We start from the raw sequence: 26,670 nt of genomic DNA on the forward strand, positions 1-26,670 counted from the left end.
TATTTATACTCGGTCAACGATTAATTCATGTGTACCATCTGTCCAAATTTCTTTTGAACCATTTACACTATGTGACCAAGAAGAAGAATTTATTAATGCTAAACTGTCATTACTATCTAAAACAAACTCAACTGAATCTGTATCCAAAGCATCAAAAAAGGTCGATAAATCAATGGAAATTCTATCCATGCTATTGTCTTTGAAATCAAAACTGTCTATATGTTTAAAAATAGTTGAACTTCCAAAAAAGAAATTATCTGTTTGACCAGATTTTTTAACAACATCAAATCCTTGACCTCCGTCAATACATTGATAGCCATTTAAATCTGCTAATGAGGTAATTTTGAATATATCATTACCATTGGTTCCAATGATGTTTTCAATACTTTTATAGTTATCCACACCTTGATTACCATTATCATGGGTTTTGACAATTGTGTTAGTATTAAGATTAACTTCAATTTTAGTATTATTTAATTCATTATAAATTAACGTATCATTACCGCGATCGCCGTTGTAACTATCGTTTCCTGTAGAAGCGTAAAATGTATCGTTTCCAAATCGTCCGGTTATAACATTGTCGTTATCATTGCCTCGAACAATACTATCACCCGAACCAGTTACAACTTTATTGATATTGATTAGTTTATCTGTACCTGTGGTTTTCCCACCACTTTTTACAGCAATACCTTTCTCTAAATCGATATCCACATTTGATGCATCGCCATAATCAACCCACGCATTTTTACCAACGCCTTCTAGTGTATCGTTACCAGAAAATCCTCTCATTTCAGCGAAAGATTTAATATAGTCATTGAATTCGGTACCATGAACGGTTTCGACATCCACAATATGGTCTTTACCACCATAGCTATTTTGTGTTGCATAACCTGTACCACTTTGATTGAGTTCTACTACAACACCTTTTCCAGTAGTAGAGTATCGATAGCTGATTATATCTGTGCCGCTTCCACCAAAAATTTCATTATTTCCGCCTAAAATATAGAAGGTATCATTTAATGAACCGCCGACAAACTTTGTTGAACCCGATGTTTTAGTATAACCAACATTACCTGAAGCATTTGAAAATCTAACTTCATCAATATTTTTTACGGTGTGATGAAATAAATGTCTATCTTTAACATCATCATCAATCTGATTAGTATCAAGATGAGCCACCATTCTTCCAGACATACCACTATAATCTATGGCATCGTGACCTGAGCTACCATCAATTGTTTGATTGCCTGCTGCAGCGATGAAAACATCACTGCCTTTTGAACCAATAAAAGTATTGAAATTGGTAAAATTATCTGTACCAGAGGTTTTAGTAACAGTGCCGTTACTCATATTGATAGTAACACCGTCACTGAGAGCATCATATCTTAATGTGTTTACACCTTCTCCACCATCAAGAATATCATTACCATAATTGCCGTAAACTGTATCATTTCCAGCCCCAGCTAAAATACTTAGATCGTTAGCACTACTGTAGATCACATCATCAAAATCAGTCGCTATAATTTTTTGAATGTTTGTTATGTTATCTTGACCACCAAAGCCATTTTTAGCAACATCACCCGTTACTAAATCCATTTCCAGACCTGAAGTTGCATTACTGTAATCAACAGTATTAATGAAACCTGCGCCTTGACTTCCTCCATCAATTTTATTGTTGCCAGAACCTGCTATGATTGTATTATTACCAAGACCCCCATCGACTGAATGATCGCCATTACCTAAAACGAAATAATCATCAAAATTAGTTCCAATGACTTTATTAATATCCTTTAAAATATCAATGCCTGAAAAGCCATTGTCATAAACAATACTTTTATTGAAATCAATGCTAATTCCATAAGCTGCATTTACATAACTAAGGGTGTCAAAACCTGTTCCCCCTAAATAATTGTTAAATCCTGCTCCTGCTTCATAGGTGTTATTACCACTATTTCCACTTAAAAATGTGATGCTCGCTTCATTACCACCAACTTTAAAGTGATCATCACCAGCGCCACCATCAATAATGGTAGTGCCAACACCTGTTATGAATTTATCATCATAATCACTTCCAACAATAGCTTGGATATTAATTAGTGTATCTTTTCCACCGAATCCATTATCTTCAACTTGGTTATTATCTTTTGTTAAATCCACTTCAATTCCAGATTCAGCGTCTGAATAGTCAGCGGTGTTAATTCCCTCACCACCATCGAGTGTATTATTTCCACCTCGACCTGATAAAGTATCATTACCTTTACCACCGACAATGAGGTTGTCTTGATCATCGCCTATTAAAATATCATCAAAATCACTACCGGTGATATTTTGAATATTTTTAACAGAGTCCGTGCCACCATTACCGTTATTAATAACTTTATTTGCAGATAAATCAACGTGAACACCGCTAGTCACATTTTCAAAGGCAATGGTATTGATACCTTTACCGCCATCAATAATGTTGTTACCCCCACCACTCATAATCGTATCATTACCATCACCGCCAGTGAGTATATTATTTTCTTGGCTATGCCCAATTATGGTATCGCCATTATTACTTCCAATTACATTTTGAATATTTTTTAATGTATGGTGGGTATTTTTGGCGTCAGTTTTTCCATTATTTAAATCAATAACCAGTGATTCTTTAAGTTGGCTATAATTAACTGTATTTGTACCAGCACCTCCATCATAATGTCCATTTTGATTGCCTGCAAAAATGGTATCATCCCCACTACCAGCGGTGATATCAACATTATTTTTGGTTGATGAAAGTTGAAAATGCCCAGTATTATCAACAATAATTGCTGGGTGATCGGTAATATCAAAATTAGCCTGTTCATTTACTGTATTGCCTTGATTATCAATATAGCTTAAAGCAAGACTAAAAGACGATTTTATTCCTTCAGGATAAATAATTAAAAATTGATTTGCAGCTAATCCAAATTCTTTACCGAGTGCCGAATCAGCTGTAATGATTTTCATATTTCCGAGTTGACCAGTAACAGAAACGACACTTGTTGCATCATTAATTTCTATAACGCGCCCTATTTGCCCAATAGGTAGCTTCGTTTCATCATTAGCGTAAATTGTCCAATTTTCTGTTTCTCCCGATAGATCTATATGAATATTTTCATATTGGATATTAAAATTTTCTGATTCAGCTGCTTCGTCATTACCGGTACCCGCTATCCAAATTTTACTTGAGTTATTAACAACCGATTTGATTTGTAATAACTTTATTGAAGGAATATCGATTTCATCAGAGCTATCTTCGTTATTGTTATTATTATCATTGATATCGATAATTTCATGCGATTCTGCAATAAATTTTTCCTTTGAAGATTCGGCTGTATCGGATGTTGATGGATACGGGATATTTTCTGAAATATTGTTATCATTATCACTGATAGTTGATGAAGAATTTTTTGAAATAAACTTTTCAAGATCTTCAATACTCTCTTCATCTTTTTGTAATTGACTGTCTAAATTATTGACTACGATAATTTCAACAGATTCATTAGCGACAGGTTCGATAACTTCATGTTCATCTTGCCCCTTCATCTCATTTTTTTCAGTAACATCAGATTCATTATTTTCAGTTAACTTTGGCGCAGTATTAATAGATTGAGACTTGGAAATTAACTCATTAGCATTGATTGTAACCCCATCTTTAAATGAAAAAGTAAATATATTTGGGTCTAATGATGCTAGTTTAGCCGCTAATGGTAATATTAATTTTTTATCACCAGACTGAACAATCAAATCAGTACCATTAATTAATAATTCAACATCTTTATAATTAACGGGTATATAGTTTTCTGCATAGGTAACAGGAACAACAGCTGTTTCTGATGATGCAGGCATTGGTAATTCATTATATTGTGACATCTATTTATATCCATTCATCTAAATAAGTTAAGGTTCTGAAAAAACAAGAGAACTGTTTGACAATAAGGGTTTTAAAAAGTATTCCAGTAATGTCCTTTTTCCAGTCAGCAAATATGCATCGACACTCATACCTGGGTACATAGTTACATTATATTTCTCAGAAGGAACTTCAATACTAACAAGGTAATATCGACCTAAATTTTCGTCTGAAACAGCATCTGCACTGATAACAGATACTCTTCCCTCTAGTGTGTTAGCATATGAAACGTCAAAAGCACTGATATGCAATCTTGCAACCATTTTTTCCCAAATACGATCCCTATCTTCTGGTCTTACTTTTACTTCAGCAATGAGAGGGACTTCTGAAGGTGCTATTTCAACTACTTCTCCCCCTGCTCGAATAACTGCACCTGTATGAGCAACAAACAGACGCTGAACTACGCCATCGGCAGGACTGACAATTTTTGAGTTTTCTCGTCGTCCTTCACTGTGCGTTCGCGAGTTATCAACATCGCTTAAATTGATATTAACTTGAGTTAGTTGTTTTTGAACATCAGATATGAAGTCAGCTTGAATCTGTTCATATCTTGCTTCATATTCTGAAAGTTCACTATTTAATCGTGGTACTCTTAATCTGGACTCATTAAGTGCGGTTTGTATTTGCTGATTTTCAAGTTTTTTCTGAAGCAAAGCTCCTTGTGCTGCTGCTCCCTTAGCTACCATGTTTTTGTAAAGCTGTACTTCTTGTTTAGCCAACTCCGCTTGTTTGCTAAGATCATCAATTTTAGTGACCAATTCTAAAATTTGCGCTTTCTTCTGTTCTACTTGAGCATTAATGACTTGTTTTTGTGCCCGTAAAGCTACAGATCTTGAATCAAATAAATGCAATTCATTTGTTATAATTTCATCTAATGATTTTTCACCCGTAAATTTAGGTTCAAATTTTTCATTACTTAATTCTGCATTAAGTCGTTCTATTCTGACCAATAAAGCTTTGCGTTCAATTTCATTTTTGGCAAAACTTTCATTAACATAGCTATTATCAACAATCGCAATTAATTGTCCTTTTGTAACATGCTGCCCTTCATGCACCAAAAGTTGTTGAATAACGCCACCTTCAGGGTGTTGGAGAGTGATATTTCGACTTTCGACACGAATAACACCAACACCTTTAACTAATACATCAACTTTAAATAATGAAATCCAAATTAGAAATAGAACGATAACAAGTAGTGTTCTACCTGCTATTCCTGTTGGCATATAGTTAGCTAGTTTTTTTAAAACTACCACTCCATCTTGAAATTTTTCTCTAAATCTATCTTTCATTTTGATTCAAATATTGTCATTAATTTGTTGGTATCAGTTGGCAGCGATGACCACTTTAATTTACCTGTTCTAGTAATTTATTGCGCCTATATTTTAGTTCTGTATCATTCTTTGACTTTGAATCTCTGAAGGCTGATTTTCAACCACATTGACTTCATCATCACGTAATATACGGATAGATACAAATCCAATATCACTCCTATTAACAGAAGCATTTTCTATTTTTACTTTTTGAACGGAAACTTTTCGAGATTGTAAAATACTAAACACTTCTAAACTTCGTTGATATTGTAGACTTAAAGAAAAACCAACTTGTGCGTCATCTGACGAAGTAGCAAAAATAACAGCACCTTTTTCTTCGATTTGGTCTTTATTCGCATCAATCCATTGAATCAATTTTTCTTTATTTGCTTCTGTTAAGAAATTTCGATTTTTAGGCCCCTGAAAATCCAAACGTAATTCATTTGGATTGACACCCTGATCATACTTATAAACATTAGTCACTAATTGATTACGCTCACGCAATTTAATCCCAACATTTTGTTGAGCAATAATCATTAATATTTGAAAAAGTAACGTGATTAGAAGATATACAAGTAATAATACTGTCATCATATCAACATATGCTGGCCAGAAATGTGAATTTGACTTCATAGAAATACCTTTCTTTTCATTATTTTAAGCTAAGTTTGAACATTCCATCATCTAACTTATCAGCAAGTAAATATAAACCGAGTGTAGAAAGATAATAATCATATAATGCTGATGATCGACTTACTTTCGCACTAAAGTAATCTGTTTCTACGGTTAATAAATCGTTTAGATTACGTTTACCTAAAATGAATTCATCCATATATAATTTGCGAGTTCTACTTGCATCATCTTCGGCTTTCGATTGTATTAGGTAAGTATCAGTAGAGTTAAGCGCATCTTCTACCAAATTATTTGAAACCTCTTTAATATCACGTACCAGTTGATTGTAAGAAGCCATACTATAACTATATCGAGCTACTGCTTGACTGATTCTTGATGAATTAATACCACCATCTAAGACAGGCATACTAACTTGTAGTGACACTTTACCACCGATGAAATTGCCATTTTTATCACTTGGATGTTGGAAAGGTTTACTATACGATCCGACAGCATCAACTGAAGGATATCGTGCACTTTTTGCAACCTCAATTTCTGAACGAGCACTGTTTAACTGAGCCTCAGAAGATTTAATATCAGGGTTATTTTCCAACACATTATTCAAGATTTGGTCATATAATTGACTTGTAATAAATACTTCTTTCAATTTTACAGGATGGGTTGGCGCTGAACGACCCAACAAAGAATTCAACTCTTGTATCGATTTTTTCAATTGAAGTTCAATTGATTTAGAAGCATTTTGTGCATTGGTTAATGCTAATTGTGCCCTGATTAATTCTGACTGAGGTGAAAGCCCTCCTGTAACTTGTACACCAATAGTATTTACAAGTTGTGACATTTCTTTTATATAATCTTGAGCGTAATCTTTTTGTTGAGTGTAACGACGTACATTAAAGTAAGCTTTCACTACATTGAACGTAACTTTATTTTTTTCATAATCAGCAACATATTTAGCTGATTCACGAAGTTGTTTTGCACTATCTACACTATAACGAGTACGACCAAAATCAAGCAGGTTATATTGAAAAGAGACCTGAGCTTGAGCATATTCATCATTAGACCTTGATATCGAGCTCATTCGATCGAAGGCTTTATCGCGAGTTTTAGCTAACACATTAACTTTAGGATAGTATGTTGCTTTCATTTCATCTATTCTTGCATCTGCTTCTTCTAATCTTGAGTTCGCAGAAACAGTACGCAAGGAGTAATATTGAGCAAGTTCTATGGCTTCTGCTAAAGATAATCCTCTTGATTCAATATCAAAACCATTTTGCAATATACTAGGTAATTGTTTATTAGCTAATAGAATATTTTCATTTGCTTCGTAAGTATTTTGGGTATTTGGTAGCTCATGTTTAACAGTACAACCAATCATAAGGGACGAAAGCACACTTAATACGATAATTTTATTTTTCACAACATAATCCATATAACAAATAACTATTTAAAAATAATTAACTCCATCTTATCTTTAATAAAATAGAGTTAATTAACTGTGCTACACAAAGTATTAACTCAATTTTGAACAGATGCTCTTAATGTAGTCATTTGACTAACACATTCTTGCAAAAGTTCATTTTGTTGACGCACTACTTGTACTACTGCTTCGGAATCACTTGTTTTCATACGAGCAACGGATTCAATCGTTAATAACTGTTGGCGAACACCTTCCATTTCAGATTGCAAACATGTCAGTGTTTCAGCTACTTCTTTAAATGTTTGAACTATTTGTATGCGATCCGCATTCATTCCACCAATTGCTTCAACTAGAGCAGTACGATTTCTATCTGTTGAGGTATAAACATTTTCAATAACTTCAATTGTTTGACTTTGAACCTCATTAATTTTCACCGTATGTTCATCAATTGCATTTAACGCATTATTCGCTGTTTCTAATTCGACTTGAATACTTCGTAAAATAGGTTGTTGACCATCAATAGAGGCAAGCATTGAATTGACACCTTCTAACTCACTTTGTATTTGCCCCAACACAGATTGCATAGAATTGAATATTTGGTTTTGTGAGGCAAAACTCTGCTCTTGCTGTTGAATGAGCTTATCAAAATAATTAGATAATTTATTGGTGCTTTCAATCTGTTGTAATTGATTATCTTCGAATTTTTTCTGATAATTAAGAAATTGATTAAATGAATCTAATAAAGCTGCATTTAAATTCGTTGTTTGCAATTTAACGTCCGAAGGTGATGCAAGAGCAGACTCAGTAGAACCATTAATTACACTTGATATAGAAACGCCTACATCATTAGCATTCGTTTTAGCCCAATCTTCAACTGAAAAATAGATATTATCAACTATTGAGCCTAATAAATGCGCTAATAAGCCCATTACTAAAGAACCCATTAATCCAAGAAATGATGCAGTAAATGCTGCTGACATGCCACCTAAAGGTGCGGCAATACCACCAAGTAAAGCTGAAATATCACTGGTATTATTAGTAACAATATCCATTGATTCACGGATACTGCCCATTGTTAAGATTAATCCAATGAACGTACCTAATAACCCTAAACCAACTAATAAACCTGATAAATAATCTGCGCCAGATACACGGTGGGAAAAGCTATCTTTTAATTTGTCTAGAACAGAATTACGGATTTCTGGACCTGAAAGTGCCAAATCAGATACACGCCCTCTTAACCCTTTAACTGCACCTTTAAAAGGAAAGTTATTTAATTTATCAAAATTATTGGGATTTTCTGAGGCTACTGATAAAAACTTTTTCCAGCTATTGATTCCGCTCATTAGTGAAACAGAAACAATAAAAGTATAAATTACACCAATAACTTGCATTGAAATAATAGCGGTATTGATAATTTTATTATGATTAATAGCTTCTAAAAGATCATCAAAAAAATATGCATAAGCTATTACTATTACAAAGAGGATCAATAATATAAATCTTATCGATCGTTTAACAGAATTCAACTTCACTTTATCCATCCTTAAACTAAATTATAAAAACATTCATAATTTAGTATAACTATATTTATTTTCCAATTTTTTATAAAAAATTAATATTCATCAATCTTCTTAACGAAAATATGATGAATTCTTATTATAATACTGATTAAAAAAATTGAAACCTTTTTATTCAAAAATTTCCAAATAAATATTATTTAGAAATAAAAACATCTAAAAAAACTATAATAAACCATTATCTTTATTAGCTTTAATGAATATTGCACTTTTATTAAACTATAAATTAGAAACTTTTAGATCAATTTTTTACGCCGATTAACGCCCTAAAATTCCATGAATAATTATTGCGAATCATTTTAAATAACTTACTTAAGTAAGTTCAATATCCTCAAGTTAATTATATCATTAGCCAAATAAGCTATTACTGAAATTTTATAGAAGAGCATAAAAATTTATTTTGTAAAATAAGCTTGCTTTTATTACAGAAAATTAACAAATAAGTCACTGTGTTGAATTCTCGTTAACAAATATTATGTGTTAGATTTTTTGAGAAGATGATTGGAGAAATTAATCTATCCTTTTCAAAAGGAAAATTTAGTTAATATACAGGCAAATGACCAAACCAATTATGATACCAACGCGGATTTATTTCATTCCTCATTGTTTTCAACTCCCATTTATGATGATAAAAAACTAAACTTATTTGTCCTGATTTAGATGTGGTATAAAAATTTAATTGTCGATCTTTGTAACGTGCTATAACTTTATTGGAAGGCAATTTCCAAGGATTATAACGGGAAGTCGACAAAAGGGACACGCTAGGATTAACAGCGTTTAAAAAAGCATAACTTGATGACGTGTTACTACCATGATGAGGAATTTGCAAAATTGTTGATTTAAGTGTATTTCGATATTTTTCAATCAATTGATACTCTTGATTTTTTTCTAAGTCACCTGATAATAATACTGAAAATTGACCATCTGTAATGTGTATTACACATGAATCTTCGTTTTGCGCATATTCGGCTAGATGAGTTGGCCATAATACAGTTAAACTTAGATTATTCCATGTCAGATGATTTTCTGATAAACAGTGATAGTGATTTTTTAATTTTACTGATGAACTCATCAGCCATGCATTGGGATAATGTTGTTGAAGTAGAGAAAGTCCACCAATATGATCATTGTGTTGATGGCTAATAATAATTCCCTTTACATCTAAATTGTGCCATTGTAAAAATGGAATGATTATACGTTCTGCGGCAGAACTATTTTGCCACTGCGCCCCCGTATCATACAATATTGCGGATTTCCCATCATGTATGACAATTGCCAGACCATGACCGACATCTAACATATCCATTCGCCATAGATAATGCTGTTTTTTAAAAAATGGACTCACTATTATCATGAGTAAAATGCAGAGGGTTATAGTATGACGACGCCAAAATTCCGTTTTAAGAGTAATTATGGCCAGCCATCCAATAATACTTAATAAATAAAAATCAGATGAAGTAGTAAACCAAGGGAAATCAATCAGCTTCAGACAGTAAAATAAATAATCAAGTGACTGTTCAGCAATAAACCAAAACCATAATGCTAAATAGAAACAATCAAAAAAACTAAAACAGAGTGCTATCAAGATTGATGGAAAAGTCAGTAACGATATGATTGGAATCGCAATTAAATTTGCCAAAAGAGCCATAGTACTGACACCTTGAAAAACAAATAATTGTATTGGTAACAATAACGCTGTTAAACCTAATTGTAGATGTATTAATTTAACTAGGTAACACGTTTTGTTATTTTGAATCTTTTTTGATAATGGTACCCATTGATATAAAAATATTAAGCTAACAACAGCATAACAAGATAGCCAAAAACTTTCAGACAAAATCATCAACGGATCGGTTAATAATAATAAGGCTATTATTCGATTAATTTTCTGCCATGCGCTGATATGTTGGTTTTGACAGCGTAAATAAATCCATATCCCTAATGCCATTATTGCACGTAAAGCAGGAGGATTGAATCCTGTTAACCAAGCATAAAAACAGGCGCATAACCATCCGATTATGATTGGGACATATAAATTATTGAATCGCTGTGGAATAAAAAATAACGTTAATTTGACGAGACTGTAACACATACCAAAGACCAACAAAATATGCATACCTGATATCGCCATTAAGTGAGCAACGCCGGTATTCATCATAATTTGCCGATAATGATGATCAAGTTGAGAGCGATCACCAAAAGCCAATGCAAATAATATCCCACGGTAATGAAACAAATACATATAAGGCAAAGCATGATCAACAATAGTTTGTCTAATATCATTTTTATCTTTTAATAATTTAGCATTATTGATTTTTGCAGATAATAATGTCCGATTGGCTATAGCAAAACGCTGACTATCAAATCCTCCTTCATTTAAATAACTATGAATTACTTTCGTTTTTATCGTTAATTGCCAAATTTGACCTATTTTAGGTACATTAACATTATCCCAATAAATTGAAATTGGGATAGGAGTTGATAATGCTTGGTGATTACTTTCAAGAATAGTCCATTGCAGATAGTAAGGATTCATTTGCTGAGATGGATGCCGGATATTGATACTTTCGACTTTTGCTTTGACGACGAGTGTTTTGTCAATGTAAGGATCGATATTGATTAAATACTGTTTAGAATATGCCGTCGACCATAAGAAACTTAACATAAATATACTAATAAGTAACAACGTTTTTCTAAATAGAAATTTACTCGCAATGACAATAATCAACACGCCAAAAGCTGTCGCATACCAAAATATGTCTGAAAGTAATTTAGACATAAACATTAATGGCAAGCAGCCTAATGAAAATGTAATTATAAGTAAATCATGTGAATAAATTTGCCGCATTGACTCAAATTAGGCTATCGAATTAACAATAAGTTAGCATAACCTGTCAACAAATTATGCTCAGAAACTTTTTATAGATATTGCGATCTTGGTTCCAATCTTAATTCGCATTTGTTAAAAATCGATCATTATGATAAGAACATTTATAAATGTATTTTGATAGGTGTTAAGACTAAAATTACTTTAAATAGTCATCAAACTTTTTAATTATTTTTAAATAACTTTTTAATGTTTAATCAATAAATTAATTGAGGGATTAATAAAAAAGCCTTTGAGTTAACTCAAAGGCTTTTAAACTAAATACTATTTTAGATATTATGCTTTAGCGGCATTATTTACTCTTTCACGTAATTCTTTACCTGGTTTAAAGTGAGGAATGTATTTATGTTTCACCTCAACATTACCACCAGTTCTTGGGTTTCTCGCTTTACGTGGTGCACGATAATTTAAGCTGAAACTACCAAATCCTCGAATTTCTACACGATCGTTGCTTTCCATAGCTAAAGCGATCTGTTCAATAATATCTCTTACAGCATCATCAACAAGTTGCACAGGAAGGTGTGCCCGCCAGTTGACTATCTTTTCCACTAAATCTGATCTGTTCATGGTCACTCCTAAGTTATGTATGTGATATATAATTTGTTCATTTTATACCACAAAAGAAAAAGAGGGCAAGCCCTCTTTACTTTTTAGTTGAATATTTTTTACTCGGTTTTTGATGCAGCTTTGAATGCTTCAGCCATTGCATTAGTAAATGATGCTTCTTCTTGAGTTGAAGTATTATTTACAGCAGCAAGCGCTTCTTTTTCGTCAGCTTCATCTTTAGCACGTACAGATAATGAAATTGCGCGAGTTTTACGATCGATATTAACAATCTTAGCCTCGACTTCATCACCAACTTTTAATGCAGTTGTTGCATCTTCAATACGTTCACGTGCGATATCTTGAGCTTTTAAGTAACCTTCAATGCCTTCTGCGATTTCAATTGTTGCGCCTTTAGCATCAACAGCTGTTACATGACCTTTAACAATTGAACCTTTTTTGAAGTTTGAAGCAAAGCTACTAAATGGATCATCTTCAAGTTGTTTAATACCTAAAGAGATACGCTCACGTTCTGCATCAACTTGTAATACAACTGCTTCAATATCATCACCTTTCTTATAAGCTTTAACTGCTTCTTCACCTGGCATATTCCAAGAGATATCAGAAAGATGAACTAAACCGTCAATACCACCATCTAAACCGATGAAGATACCGAAATCAGTGATTGATTTGATCTTACCGCTAACTTTATCACCTTTATTGTGTGATTCAGCAAATTGTAACCATGGGTTAGGTTTACATTGTTTAAGACCAAGAGAAATACGACGACGTTCTTCATCAATTTCAAGAACAATAACTTCAACTTCATCACCTAAGCTAACCACTTTAGATGGGTGAATGTTTTTGTTAGTCCAATCCATTTCAGAAACGTGAACTAAACCTTCAACGCCAGTTTCAATTTCTACGAAACAACCGTAATCAGTTAAGTTAGTTACTTTACCAGTTACTTTAGTGCCTTCTGGGTAACGTTTAGCAATTGAAACCCATGGATCTTCGCCTAATTGTTTTAAGCCAAGAGATACACGTGAACGGTCTTTATCAAATTTAAGAACTTTAACAAGTAATTCTTGACCCACTTCAACCACTTCACTTGGGTGTTTAACACGTTTCCATGCCATATCAGTAATATGAAGTAAACCATCAACGCCACCAAGGTCAACGAATGCACCGTAATCAGTAAGATTTTTGATGATACCTTTAACTTCAGAACCTTCTTGAAGATTTTCAAGAAGTTGTTCTCTTTCTGCGCTATTTTCAGATTCAATTACTGCACGACGAGAAACAACAACGTTGTTACGTTTTTGATCTAATTTAATAACTTTTAATTCGATTTCTCTATTTTCAATATGAGAAGTATCGCGTAATGGACGTACATCAACAAGCGAACCAGGAAGGAACGCACGAACGCCATTAAGATCAACCGTAAAGCCACCTTTCACTTTACCATTGATAACACCTAAAACTGTTGCAGCATCTTCAACTGCTTTTTCTAATGTAAGCCACGCTTCATGACGTTTAGCTTTTTCACGAGATAGAATGGTTTCACCAAAGCCATCTTCAATTGAGTCAAGTACGACATCAACAACGTCGCCAACTTTAACTTCTAATTCGCCTTGGGCATTTTTAAACTGCTCTACTGGAATTGCTGATTCAGATTTTAAACCAGCATCAACTAAAACAACATCTTTGTCGATTGCAACGACAGTACCACGGATCATGTTACCAGAACGAGTGTCTAGTTGATTTAAAGACTCTTCAAAGAGTTGAGCAAAAGATTCAGTCATATTTATATACTTAAATTAATATTAACGTCCACATTACATCATGTCTTGTGGGGTTGTTTATGATACTCCACTCGTCCTTATAATGGAGCTTTGTTCACGTTATAAATAAATTTACAACGCAAGTTTTTCGTTTATATACGTAATAGATTGATTAAATACATCTTGAATAGAGAGTGATGTGGTATCAATTATTAGTGCATCTGTTGCAGGTTTTAATGGGGCAACGGCTCGATTACGATCTCGCTCATCACGCGCAGTTATCTCCTGCAAAATTTCGGCGAATTTAGCATGTTTTTGCTTATCTTGCAACTGTTTCATTCTTCTTTCTGCTCTTGAGTGCGGGCTGGCATCCAGAAAAATTTTTACTGGTGCATCAGTAAACACAACTGTCCCCATGTCTCGCCCATCCGCAATTAACCCCGGCAATTGCCTGAAATCTCTTTGTCGTTGCAATAATGCTGCCCGAACTTGATTTAGCGAAGCCACTTTAGAAGCAGCGCCTCCAGTCTCTTCAGTACGAATATCTTTAGAAACATCAACTCCATTTAATAGTACTTTGACTTCGCCATGATGGGTATCAAAAGTTAAAGGTAAATTTAATGCTAATTGAGTTAATTGTAGTTCATCATTCAGCGCAATGTGATGATTAAGCGCCGACAACGCAAGCACACGATAAATCGCGCCAGAGTCTAAAAGATGCCAATTGAAATGATTAGCTAACGCTTGACACAACGTGCCCTTCCCCACACCACTAGGGCCATCGACAGCAATAACAGGAACTAATGTATTCATTTAGTATTCACTCAATCGTTTAAATTGTTCAAAATAGTCAGGAAATGTTTTCATTGTACATTTAGGATCTAATATAGTCACGGGCGTATCGGATAATGCCACTAATGAAAAACACATTGCCATACGATGATCGTTATAGGTTTTTATTTCAGCATGTGTTAAAGATTTAGGGGGGATAATTGTTATATAATCGTTACCTTCTTCAACCTCTGCCCCTATTTTACGCAATTCAGTTGCCATAGCAGATAAGCGGTCAGTTTCTTTAACTCGCCAGTTATAGATATTACGAATAGTTGTGGATCCTTTGGCAAACAAAGCGGTTGTTGCTATTGTCATCGCCGCATCAGGGATATGATTCATATCCATATCAATACCGTTAAGTTCCCCTCGGCTACACTCGATATAATCATCAGCCCACGTTACTTTAGCACCCATATTTTCAAGTACATGGGCAAATTGGGTATCACCTTGTAAGCTTTTTTTACCAACACCTGTGACGCGAACAGTGCCCCCTTTAATCGCCGCTGCAGCTAAAAAATATGAAGCGGATGAAGCATCACCTTCAACCAAATAAGTACCCGGTGATAAATAAGTTTGCTTTGCTTTAATAACAAATTTTTGATAATTATCATTGATGACCGACACCCCAAATGTCGCCATCATTTTGATCGTGATATCAATATACGGTTTAGAGACTAAATCCCCTAAAATAGTAATTTCAGTATCGTTATCAGCAAGTGGGGATGCCATTAATAGCGCCGTTAAAAATTGACTTGAAACAGAGCCATCAACCTGAATATTTCCGCCAATAAAGCCCCCATGAATATGCAGTGGTGGATAACCTTCATTTTCAAGATAATCTATGTTAGCCCCACCTTGACGAAGCGCATCAACTAAATGCCCTATTGGGCGCTCTTTCATACGTGGTTCGCCCGTAAGCACAATATTATTTTCACCAAGACATAGCGCCGCAGTTAAAGGACGCATCGCCGTACCGGCATTCCCTAAAAAAAGCTCTAATGCATGGGATGAATTTAGTTTTCCGCCGATGCCCTCAATATCACAAATCGTGCGGTCATTCGATAATTGATATGTAACACCTAATGCTTTAAGAGCATCAAGCATATAACGAACATCATCGCTGTCTAATAAATTTGTTAAACGTGTATTACCTTGACTCAATGCAGACAAAAATAGCGCCCGATTAGACACACTTTTTGAACCCGGTAAGTTTATCGTACCATTAAATCTTTTTATCGGTTGTAATGTTAGGGATAACATGATAGTTCTCTTTATATTTTTAAGATTTTTAAAATTTATCTAAAGTTGCTTTCAACAATTCAATCGCTTGTTTATCTTTAGCACTATTTTGCCACAATTTATCAAATAACAACCGGTATCGCTTAATCGCATCGTGAGACGAGGTAATAGAAGCAATCCCTGTGGTCACATTCGGTAATTCACCTAATCGAAACGGGCTCATCGCTAACGAAATCGGGTTTTCATTTTGATAAAATAGTTGAAAAGCAATAGATGGAATTGCATGCTCTGTAATAGCAATGGTTGGCGAATAAGTTTGTTGTTCAATTAATTCAATTAAGTGATAGACTTCTTTGCGAGCTAATAGCATGCGTTCAGACTTTTTACCCGGTGAAAGATTTAAATTACCGACTAAACCAATATGTAAAAAACGTTCTACATTGCGTAAACTAATTAAATTAATGACTTTAGGCGTTGATTGATAGAATTGTGTTTGTCGTTCTTTTAAAATGGCTAACGTTGTTGCATATTTTTTTAAATTAATTGAATCGCCCGATTCATCTAGCATCATAGCAAGATGAGAAAGATAATCTGGTGAAGTGAGTAAAAAAGAAAAAGGATCAAAATGAGAATAAATATGTGTTGATTGTTCTTCAAGTTGGCGCATACGTTCAAAAAAACCTTCACCACTTGAATAATATTCAGTATCAATACCAAGCAAGCTTGCTAAGGATGTATCTAACAAAGTCGCTAAACGTCCTAATGTTTCGATTTTGATAATTTCACCCTTTTCAAGACGGTAAACCGCAGCTCTTGAAATTCTAAGATTTTGTGCTATGTCTTCTGCTTTTAAGGAAGCCGCTATACGATACGCCCGTAAACGCTGACCTATCGCACAATAATCAATCGATCCAGTATTCATAATTCACTCAAACCATTCGGATTTTGGCAGTGTAACATAAGGTAATCATATTGCCAATTTGCAATCCAGGCAATTTTGTTCAATTCATCAATATATGATTTTTGACTCAAGTAATGGATAATCTATCATCCATAATTAAATAACGTCATAAATATTGGCATTAGCAATGTAAGCAAAAAACCTTGCACGATAGCAGGTGGCACTATCATTATTCCTGCTCCTTTCTGTAACATAGGCAAAGTAAAATCCATAGACGTTGCACCACATAACCCCAGTGTTGTTAATTTATACCGTTTTATTAATGTTGGAATAAGTATAATGGCAAAAAGTTCACGTAATATATCATTTAAAAATGTGGCACTGCCAATAATTGCCCCATGCGCTTCAGTCATTAAAATGCCTGACAAAGAATACCAACCAAATCCAGATGACATACCTAATCCTATACGCAAAGGAAGATCTAATAGTAAAGCGGCTACCATTCCACCAATAAAAGTGCTTATAATGACAATTAGCGTTGTTGCAATACCAACTTTGTTAAGTAAAATTTGTTTAAGTGAAATATTATTACTTCTTAACTGAATACCAATTAACAAGAGTAAAAAAACTAAAACAACCTGAATAATGTTTTCGGTATATTGCCATACAAACAATGGAAAAAGTCCGACTATAAATCCCAAAACAAGTGCAATAAAGACACGCAATGATTCCAATATCATTTTTACGCGTGAACCAAAGGTTTGTTTAACGCTTGAGGCTTTCCACGGTAAAAATAGGTCAAATAACATTAGAAAAATAAAATTCCCGCCAAAAGTACAGATAAAAATAATAGCAGTATAAAATAGAATATTTTGCAAATTAGTCGCAAGGTTATCTAAATGAGCAAGTTCTGCGCCCATAATAAAAAGAATAAAATAAACCATCCAACTTAGAATTTGGTTAATTTTAGCTATCCATTTTTCTTGTTTGCATTTAATTAAATAACCAATGCACAAAGGCACAAGTGCTATTAGAATACCAAAATACATATTTCATTCCCTACTAATTAATTTAAGACAATTATTTTATTGAGCTTTAATTAAAAAAATCGATAAACAACAAGTTGAATATCGATTGTAATCAATTTTGATAATTTGACACTACATTAGGTAAATAATCATTACCTTTAGTATATTATATTAATGATGCTAATTGTGTTTCAATATTCAGTTTGAGTTGATCTAACAAAGCATAACGATTACGGTATTCAGAACGTTTTTTACTTGCTATATCTTCTAACGATTTACGTGTAATCTCAGTGGGTAAAATAAATAACTCACGATCATCTTGTTGACCATCGATTGTTAACCAAAAATCATCATAATCAGACAAAATGCGTTCTTGTCTGCTGTTATAACGCCAATTGTTATACACATGCGTTTTATTTCCAACCGCCACAATTTGCTCAAGCTGAAAATAATGCGCAATGATTAATGCTGCCTCAACGGCGACTCGTTTTGGAAATAATCCATAACATTGCTTAGTCGCTTTTTGTACCCGAACTCGCGCTTCATGATGACCGGTACCTTGCAACCCTGCAATAAATAAAGTCGTTTTTTGTTGATATTGAATGATTGAAAAAGTTAATGTTGCTAAATCAATACCGTCATTATCATAAAAATAAAGGCTTATTTCACCTTCTCGAGCAAACTTGTTACGCGCTTGAATCGCAATTTGAATATTAGATTCATTTTTTGCTGTTAGTTTAGCCAATACATATGGAGTTTTAGGATCATAAAAAGCCTTAGTCATGCTATCAGGCTGATTCGCTAAAAAATCATAGTGATATGCTAACGCATCAAAACGCTCTTGTTGCGACAAATTTGATGATAAATACGGTCTTTGTAATTTACACGGTAAATTGGTTTGGCAAGAAAAATAGTAGCCAAGTAATGGATATTGTCTTAATTTATCCAACCATTTTAGTGTAATAGGACTTAAAAATAAGGTTCTAAAAAAAAATTTATAACGATAAGTCGGATTAAGCCAAAGTTCATTTAGCGGAAGTTTACCGGTACATAGCCAGTTAAAAAGTTGCCATTTGCTTTTTGGCTGGGACATATTCGTAATATTATTCATAAGCAGAAAAAATAAATTTGAGTTAGTTAATTTATAAAAAATTTATATGTGGCTAAATTATAAAATATCAATAGATATCAAAGATTAGTCATAAATACCAACTTTAAAGAGTACAATACAACATAAATCAACGCAACCTTTGCCATCTTATTCTATAAGAAAAGAAAATAAAAAACGGTGAACTGGTCACCGTTTCTTATTAAACAATTATTCAGTTTTTATAAACCCAATTATTGTCCTTTCACTTCTTTAAGTCCGTTGAATGGAGCCTTAGCACCTAATGCTTCTTCAATACGGATTAATTGATTGTATTTAGCAACACGATCAGAACGGCTCATAGAACCCGTTTTGATTTGACCAGCAGCTAAACCAACAGCTAAATCAGCAATAGTTGAATCTTCAGTTTCACCACTACGGTGAGAGATAACAGCAGTATAACCTGCATCTTTTGCCATTTTAACCGCTGCGATAGATTCAGTTAATGTACCGATTTGGTTAACTTTAACTAGGATTGAGTTAGCGATGCCTTTTTCAATACCTTGTTTGAAGATTTTGGTGTTAGTTACAAACAGATCGTCACCCACTAATTGGATTTTGTGACCTAATGCTTTAGTTTGGTATGCCCAACCGTCCCAATCGCTTTCATCTAAACCATCTTCGATTGATACGATAGGATATTGTTCAGTTAAACCTTCTAAATAGTGAGTAAATTCTTGAGCAGTAAACTCTTTATTACCTTCACCTTTTAATACATATTTACCTGTTTCTTTGTTATAGAATTCAGAAGCAGCACAGTCCATCGCTAAAGTAATATCTTTACCTAGTACATAACCCGCTTTTTCTACAGCTTCTTTGATACAAGCTAATGCTTCAGCATTTGAATCTAAATTAGGGGCAAAACCACCTTCATCGCCTACAGCAGTATTCATACCTTTAGCATGTAAAACTTTCGCTAAGTTATGGAATACTTCAGAACCCATACGGATTGCTTCACGTACTGTTTTCGCGCCAACTGGTTGAATCATAAATTCTTGTAAATCGATGTTATTATCCGCATGTTCACCACCATTGATGATGTTCATCATCGGTAATGGCATTGAATATTGACCTGGCGTACCATTCAAATCAGCAATATGTTGATATAGTGGAACACCTTTTGCTGCTGCTGCTGCTTTAGCATTAGCTAATGATACTGCAAGAATTGAGTTTGCACCCAAGTTAGATTTAAAATCAGTTCCATCTAAATCAAGCATGATTTGGTCGATAGCCGCTTGATCTAACGCATCTTTACCCACAACTGCTTTCGCAATTGGTCCATTTACGTTTTCAACTGCTTTTAAAACACCTTTTCCTAAAAAGCGAGATTTGTCACCATCACGAAGTTCTAATGCTTCACGCGAACCAGTTGATGCACCAGATGGAACGATTGCTAGACCAACAAAACCACCTTCTAAATGAACTTCAGCTTCAACTGTAGGGTTCCCACGAGAGTCGATGACTTCACGACCATGTACTTTAACGATTTTTGCCATGTTATTTTCCTCTATATGACAGATATATTACAAATGTAAAACTTTAAAACTATTTTTGTTGTAGCTGCTGATACTCCTTGGCAGCTTTTATAAAACTACTAAACAGTGGATGCCCATCTCGTGGTGTCGAGGTAAATTCCGGGTGGAATTGACAAGCAACAAACCATGGATGATTAGGAACCTCAATAATCTCGACTAATTTTCTATCAGTTGAAAGTCCTGTTACTTTTAATCCTGCTTTTACAATTTCAGGTAATAAATTATTATTCACTTCGTAACGATGACGATGACGCTCAGTGATTGACTCTTTTTTATACATATCAAATACTAATGAGTCTGGTTCTAAATGACATATCTGAGAACCAAGTCGCATAGTACCACCTAAATCACTATTTTCATTACGTTGGACAACATTACCCGATTCATCACTCCATTCAGTGATTAACGCAATGATTGGATTCGCACAATCTTTAACAAATTCTGTAGAATTTGCGTCTTTAATTCCAGCCACATTACGAGCATATTCAATCATGGCAACTTGCATTCCAAGACAAATACCTAAATAAGGTATTTGGTTTTCACGCGCATAGCGAGCAGCAATGATTTTACCCTCAACGCCACGATACCCAAATCCACCCGGAATAAGTATTGCGTCTAAGCCTGAAAGTAAATCCGTACCACGCGATTCAAGATCTTCAGAATCGATATAACGAATATGAACAGTTAAACGGTTTTTCAACCCGCCATGTTTTAATGCTTCGTTTACAGACTTATAAGCATCGGGTAATTCAGTGTATTTACCCACCATACCTATTGTGACTTCACCAACAGGATTGGCCTCTTCATAAATCACTTGTTCCCACTCTGATAGATCTGCTTCAACGCAATCAAGGTGGAATCGATTGCAGACAAAAGTATCTAAATTTTGTGATTTTAAAAGAGCAGGTATTTTATAAATTGAATCGACATCTTTTAATGAAATAACTGCACGTTCAGGCACATTACAAAATAGTGCAATTTTTGCTCGCTCATTAGCTGGAATGATACGATCTGAACGACAGATTAACACATCAGGTTGAATACCAATAGATAACAACTCTTTGACTGAGTGTTGTGTAGGTTTTGTTTTAACTTCTCCAGCAGAAGCTAAATATGGCACTAGGGTTAAATGCATAAATAAGGTATGTTCTCGACCTACATCAACCGCTAATTGACGAATCGCTTCTAAAAATGGAAGTGATTCAATATCCCCAACTGTGCCACCGATTTCAACAATAGCAACATCGAAGCCTTTAGCTCCTGCAATAACGCGAGATTTAATCTCATTGGTAATATGGGGAATGACTTGAACAGTTGCACCTAAATAATCCCCACGACGTTCTTTGCGTAATACATCGGAATAGATACGCCCTGTTGTGAAGTTATTTTTGCGAGTCATTTTAGTGCGAATAAAACGCTCATAATGACCTAAATCAAGATCCGTTTCTGCCCCATCTTCCGTCACAAAAACTTCACCATGCTGAATCGGGCTCATTGTACCCGGATCGACATTAATATAGGGATCAAGTTTTAACATGGTGACTTTTAAATTGCGGGCTTCTAAAATTGCAGCGAGTGATGCTGCGGCAATGCCTTTACCAAGAGAAGAAACGACACCGCCTGTAACAAAAATATAATTCGTGACCATTAATACCAGACCATTATTAATTTATAAGAACAATATTGCGTCGTTTTCAAACGATAAAAGCAACACAATATACGATAAATCAGACGGGAAAATAGTATAACAGAATCTGACCTTGCTCACAATTGAATAATTATCTTTAACAGATGTTTTATTAAGCTGATTAGATAAATTTAATGCTACTCAATCTAATCAACTTTAATTTGAAAACAGAATTATCTTCGACAATCAATCTAAACTGTAAGATTAGCATAAAAGTTATTAATCTTATTTTTTCGAACTCGATTTTGTATCCGTTTCCAAATGAAAATTAAACCATTAAAAATCGTACTTAATGCAAAAAAAGCAAATAAAGAGATACTTAAAATAATGGGTAACCACCTGTCTTGTTCATTAATTTGATATCTAATGTCAGGATTAATCGTAAATCCTGAGATAGAATTATCATCTCGATAATAAATATCTGAGACTAATCCAGAAAAATTGACTCGCCCCGATTGGCTATTCAAACTATTTTGAAAAGTTGAATTCGAAACCCGATTAGATTCTAAATCCTCTTGGTCTTTGCTATCTGTTTCGTTAAAAAACTTATTTTTCAGCGTAATGAAGAAAGAAACATTATCGGTTTGATTATGGATTTCTACTTTTCCGCACTTACTATTCACCTTTTTGTTATATTTATCACAAAGTGCCCCTTCCGTGGTAACATTTACCCAATCGCCCTCTTTTAGATTGTTGGTTAATAATTGTGAACTATCATCAAAATTCCAACTTTTCAGGTCATGATTAGCAAAGTGATACATATAAAAGATATTATCTTTAACATTGGATTTTGCATAAACAATAAATGTCAAAATAATACCTACAAGAAATAGCCATAAATTACGTCCCGCAAACTTTGGTGGTCCAAAATTTTCAATCTCTTTCGAAACTGACAATGTATAACCATAACGAATTATTTTTTTATCCTCAAAAGTAACATCAAGCTCAACATTAGTTAATGTATGTTCGGGAATATATGCTTGCCAATTATCAGGATAATTTAAAATAGAATTATGACCAACAGTAATTTGTTTCGTTTTAGAGTTTTTATTTTTAACTTTTCCTCTTATTCGATTAACAAATTGAATTTTTACTTTAGACTTTGGTTTACGACAATAAAAATAGATAACTGCTAGTAAATTTATGCCAAATAAAAACAGATCAAATAGTTCATTACTTTGCCAAAAATCTAAAAAATAATTAATTGTTAAAAAGCAAAAAAATACCGCAACTATCCCTTTATTATTTTTATTCCGATACGCTGATTCTAACGGTGTTTCTTGCCGTGTCATTAAAATTTCATAACCAAATTTTTGTTGATTTTCAATGCGATTGTTTATAGTCTCATTGTCATGATTATGATTATAATTTTCTGGATGTTGAACATCAAACAATTCACTTGCCCAATACTCCATATCATCTTTTTCTAATTTTTTTTCATTGATGATATTTTGATGCGCTGCATAACGAATATCGTGATCATTTAACCTAATCACAATGGCATAATCTTCAGTGAAAACTACTTCAGCCACATTATCATCTAAGATAAAACGATCCATATCATAGGGGATAATGACATCAATATTATTAATTTTATAGAAAAGTGTTTCGCCAACATAGTGATTGATATTTTGTTTGACTAGTTTGCCAGATATTGATATTACATCTGAATTTATTAATGACGATTCTTTTACCTCTGAAGATAAATGTTTTGTTGTTTTTAGATAAGGTGTTATAAGACGTTCTTCTAATGTGGACAATTGCCTAATAGGCCTAAGATCAACAATATAGTTTTTTTCAATTAACTTTTTCTTTTTTTTGTTACTTTTGAAGTTTTTTCTAATCGACGAAACGATCAAAACCAAAATGTGAATGACTAATATTAAACCAAATATATTCATTTTGTGACTTATTCCTTATGAAACATTATTATAGTTATATTTAACTGATAAAATTGGTCAATCTGATTCTTTTATTTAGTGATTTGCCGTTTTTTCACTACGCGATAATCCAATAATTCCCGATCGAACCATTTCGACAATATGACAAGTTTCACGTATCGACGCTAAGAAAGAATCTAGTTTTTCACTTGTACCCGATAATTGAACAATGTAATGCGTTGCGGTAACATCGACAATCGAGCCTCTAAAAATATCGGCACAACGTTTAACTTCATCTCGTGCATCAGACCCTTTAGCAGCCACTTTCACTAACATAATTTCTCGTTCAACATGAGGCCCTTCGGTTAAATCATGTACACGGTAAACATTGACAAGTTTATGAAGCTGCTTTTGAATCTGCTCTAGCACATGTTCATCACCTGTTGTTTGAATGGTCATTCTGTGCATGGTCGGATCTTCTGTCGGTGCTGTCGTAATGGTTTCAATATTAAAACCACGTTGTGAGAACAGACCAATAATTCGAGATAAAGCCCCTGGTTCATTTTCTGTTAAAATTGATAAAATATATCGCATTAGGTTCTCTCCGTTTTACTCAGCCACATTTCGTTCATTGCTCCACCACGTATTTGCATTGGGTAGACATGTTCAGTTGCATCGGTCATGACATCAATAAAGACTAATCGATCTTTAATTGACAAGGCTTTTTTAAGTTTTGTTTCCAGATCTTCACGCTTGGTAATGACCATACCAACATGACCATAAGCTTCTGCTATTTTTGCAAAATCAGGCAATGATTCCATATACGAACAAGAATGTCGCCCAGCATAAATCATATCTTGCCACTGTTTAACCATGCCTAAAAAACGGTTATTCAGATTTAAAACAATAACCGGTAAACCATATTGTAAAGCGGTAGAAAGTTCTTGAATATTCATTTGAATACTACCATCACCGGTTACACACACGACACATTGATCTGGAAAAGCAAGTTTCACCCCAAGCGCAGCCGGAAGACCAAACCCCATGGTACCTAGACCACCAGAAGTAATAAAATGACGAGGTTTATCAAATGGATAATACAAAGCAGTAAACATTTGATGTTGACCTACATCAGTAGTGACAAATGCATTACCTTGAGTCAATTTATATAAAACTTCGATTGCTTCTTGTGGTTTGATGCTTTCACCTTCATGACTATAAGCTAAACAGTGACGTGAACGCCAATGATCAATTTGTTTCCACCAATCCACTAATGCATCAAGATCACGATCAGCTTGCAATTCATTAAGTTCGGATAACATCGTTTCAACCACTACTTTAGCATCACCCACAACAGGAATAGTGGCAGAAATTGTTTTTGAAATTGATGTTGGATCAATATCAATATGTATTATTTTTGCTTTCGGACAATATTTTTCAACATTATTGGTTGTTCTATCATCAAATCTGGCACCAACAGCAAATATTACATCGGCATTATGCATCGCCATATTGGCTTCATACACCCCATGCATTCCAATCATGCCTAAATAGTGTTTATCTGTACCAGGAAAAGCGCTTATCCCCATTAATGTTGACGCAACAGGGAGATTCAATTTTTCGGCTAAACGTTTAATAGCATCACTTGCACCGGCGCTAATTACTCCGCCACCAATAAACAAAACGGGTTTTTTAGCTGCCAATAATGTCGTTAATGCTTTTTTAATTTGTCCTTTATGTCCTTGAATAGTTGGATTATATGAACGCATTGAGACAGATTTAGGATAATGGTAATTATATTTATTTGCAGGATTAACAATATCTTTTGGCAGATCAATCACAACTGGGCCAGGTCTACCTGTTGACGCAATATAGAAAGCTTTCTTAATAATTTCAGGAATGTCTTTACTGTCTTTTATTAGAAAACTATGTTTGACTATCGGGCGTGATATACCGACCATGTCGCACTCTTGGAAGGCATCATTGCCAATCAAGTTACTTGCTACCTGACCCGAAATAACAACCAATGGCACAGAATCCATGTAGGCAGTCGCAATACCAGTAATGGTATTGGTCGCTCCAGGCCCTGATGTTACGAGTACAACACCAACATCACCTGTAGCCCTAGCATAACCATCAGCCATATGTACAGCGGCTTGTTCATGACGAACTAATATATGCTCTATGCCACCTAAAGTATGAATTGCATCGTAGATATCAAGAACACTACCACCGGGATAACCAAATATCTGTTTTACTCCTTGATCAATCAAAGATTGAATGACCATTTCTGCGCCTGACAGTTTTGCCATCGTTGTTGCCTCCAATATTACAAAT

18 protein-coding genes are annotated in these 26,670 nt (G+C 34.2%); all 18 read right to left on the bottom strand.

Annotated features, from left to right (window positions below):
• Nucleotides 1-3: 3 nt before the first annotated feature.
• Nucleotides 4-3,891 carry a beta strand repeat-containing protein gene (locus J3U36_RS03170; RefSeq protein WP_267380708.1) on the bottom strand — a complete coding sequence of 1,296 codons (3,888 nt, stop codon included), beginning with the start codon at nt 3,889-3,891 and terminating at the stop codon, nt 4-6.
• A gap of 27 nt (nt 3,892-3,918) precedes the next feature.
• A complete protein-coding gene (locus tag J3U36_RS03175; RefSeq protein WP_267352499.1) occupies nt 3,919-5,217 on the bottom strand; it encodes an HlyD family type I secretion periplasmic adaptor subunit in 1,299 nt (432 codons plus the stop codon).
• A 93-nt stretch (nt 5,218-5,310) separates the two neighbouring features.
• Complete coding sequence (locus J3U36_RS03180) at nt 5,311-5,871, bottom strand: hypothetical protein (RefSeq protein WP_267352498.1); 561 nt, start codon at nt 5,869-5,871, stop codon at nt 5,311-5,313.
• A 19-nt stretch (nt 5,872-5,890) separates the two neighbouring features.
• Nucleotides 5,891-7,288: a TolC family protein gene (locus J3U36_RS03185; RefSeq protein WP_179855830.1), complete on the bottom strand. Its 1,398-nt coding sequence runs from the start codon at nt 7,286-7,288 to the stop codon at nt 5,891-5,893.
• Between the two features lie 98 nt (nt 7,289-7,386).
• Entirely contained in the window at nt 7,387-8,823 is a 1,437-nt protein-coding gene (locus tag J3U36_RS03190) for a MotA/TolQ/ExbB proton channel family protein (RefSeq protein WP_267380711.1), read from the bottom strand.
• A gap of 586 nt (nt 8,824-9,409) precedes the next feature.
• Complete coding sequence (locus J3U36_RS03195; RefSeq protein ID WP_267380712.1) at nt 9,410-11,647, bottom strand: DNA internalization-related competence protein ComEC/Rec2; 2,238 nt, start codon at nt 11,645-11,647, stop codon at nt 9,410-9,412.
• Between the two features lie 384 nt (nt 11,648-12,031).
• Complete coding sequence (gene ihfB / locus J3U36_RS03200) at nt 12,032-12,322, bottom strand: integration host factor subunit beta (protein ID WP_065559335.1); 291 nt, start codon at nt 12,320-12,322, stop codon at nt 12,032-12,034.
• 98 nt (nt 12,323-12,420) lie between these two features.
• Nucleotides 12,421-14,103: a 30S ribosomal protein S1 gene (gene rpsA / locus J3U36_RS03205; protein ID WP_267352495.1), complete on the bottom strand. Its 1,683-nt coding sequence runs from the start codon at nt 14,101-14,103 to the stop codon at nt 12,421-12,423.
• Between the two features lie 111 nt (nt 14,104-14,214).
• Complete coding sequence (gene cmk / locus J3U36_RS03210; RefSeq protein WP_267352494.1) at nt 14,215-14,895, bottom strand: (d)CMP kinase; 681 nt, start codon at nt 14,893-14,895, stop codon at nt 14,215-14,217.
• Complete coding sequence (gene aroA, locus J3U36_RS03215) at nt 14,896-16,179, bottom strand: 3-phosphoshikimate 1-carboxyvinyltransferase (protein WP_416379855.1); 1,284 nt, start codon at nt 16,177-16,179, stop codon at nt 14,896-14,898.
• A 25-nt stretch (nt 16,180-16,204) separates the two neighbouring features.
• Entirely contained in the window at nt 16,205-17,077 is an 873-nt protein-coding gene (locus J3U36_RS03220) for a helix-turn-helix domain-containing protein (RefSeq protein ID WP_267380715.1), read from the bottom strand.
• A 125-nt stretch (nt 17,078-17,202) separates the two neighbouring features.
• Entirely contained in the window at nt 17,203-18,105 is a 903-nt protein-coding gene (locus J3U36_RS03225) for a lysine exporter LysO family protein (RefSeq protein WP_267352491.1), read from the bottom strand.
• Between the two features lie 145 nt (nt 18,106-18,250).
• The gene (locus tag J3U36_RS03230) at nt 18,251-19,177 is read right to left on the bottom strand and encodes a VirK/YbjX family protein (RefSeq protein ID WP_267380717.1); all 927 of its coding nucleotides are present in this window, start codon (nt 19,175-19,177) and stop codon (nt 18,251-18,253) included.
• 248 nt (nt 19,178-19,425) lie between these two features.
• A complete protein-coding gene (gene eno / locus J3U36_RS03235) occupies nt 19,426-20,727 on the bottom strand; it encodes a phosphopyruvate hydratase (RefSeq protein WP_065559328.1) in 1,302 nt (433 codons plus the stop codon).
• 49 nt (nt 20,728-20,776) lie between these two features.
• A complete protein-coding gene (pyrG, locus tag J3U36_RS03240) occupies nt 20,777-22,414 on the bottom strand; it encodes a glutamine hydrolyzing CTP synthase (protein WP_267352489.1) in 1,638 nt (545 codons plus the stop codon).
• A gap of 230 nt (nt 22,415-22,644) precedes the next feature.
• Nucleotides 22,645-24,354: an IgaA/UmoB family intracellular growth attenuator gene (locus J3U36_RS03245; protein WP_267380720.1), complete on the bottom strand. Its 1,710-nt coding sequence runs from the start codon at nt 24,352-24,354 to the stop codon at nt 22,645-22,647.
• Nucleotides 24,355-24,429: 75 nt separating this feature from the next.
• Nucleotides 24,430-24,927 carry an acetolactate synthase small subunit gene (ilvN, locus tag J3U36_RS03250; protein WP_267352487.1) on the bottom strand — a complete coding sequence of 166 codons (498 nt, stop codon included), beginning with the start codon at nt 24,925-24,927 and terminating at the stop codon, nt 24,430-24,432.
• Nucleotides 24,927-26,645: an acetolactate synthase 3 large subunit gene (gene ilvI, locus J3U36_RS03255; RefSeq protein ID WP_267352486.1), complete on the bottom strand. Its 1,719-nt coding sequence runs from the start codon at nt 26,643-26,645 to the stop codon at nt 24,927-24,929. Before ilvI ends, ilvN begins: the two co-directional genes overlap by 1 nt.
• Nucleotides 26,646-26,670: the final 25 nt, after the last annotated feature.

Origin of the sequence: Gilliamella sp. B3817 (assembly GCF_026536705.1) — a bacterium.
Lineage (GTDB): Bacteria > Pseudomonadota > Gammaproteobacteria > Enterobacterales > Orbaceae > Gilliamella > Gilliamella apicola_I.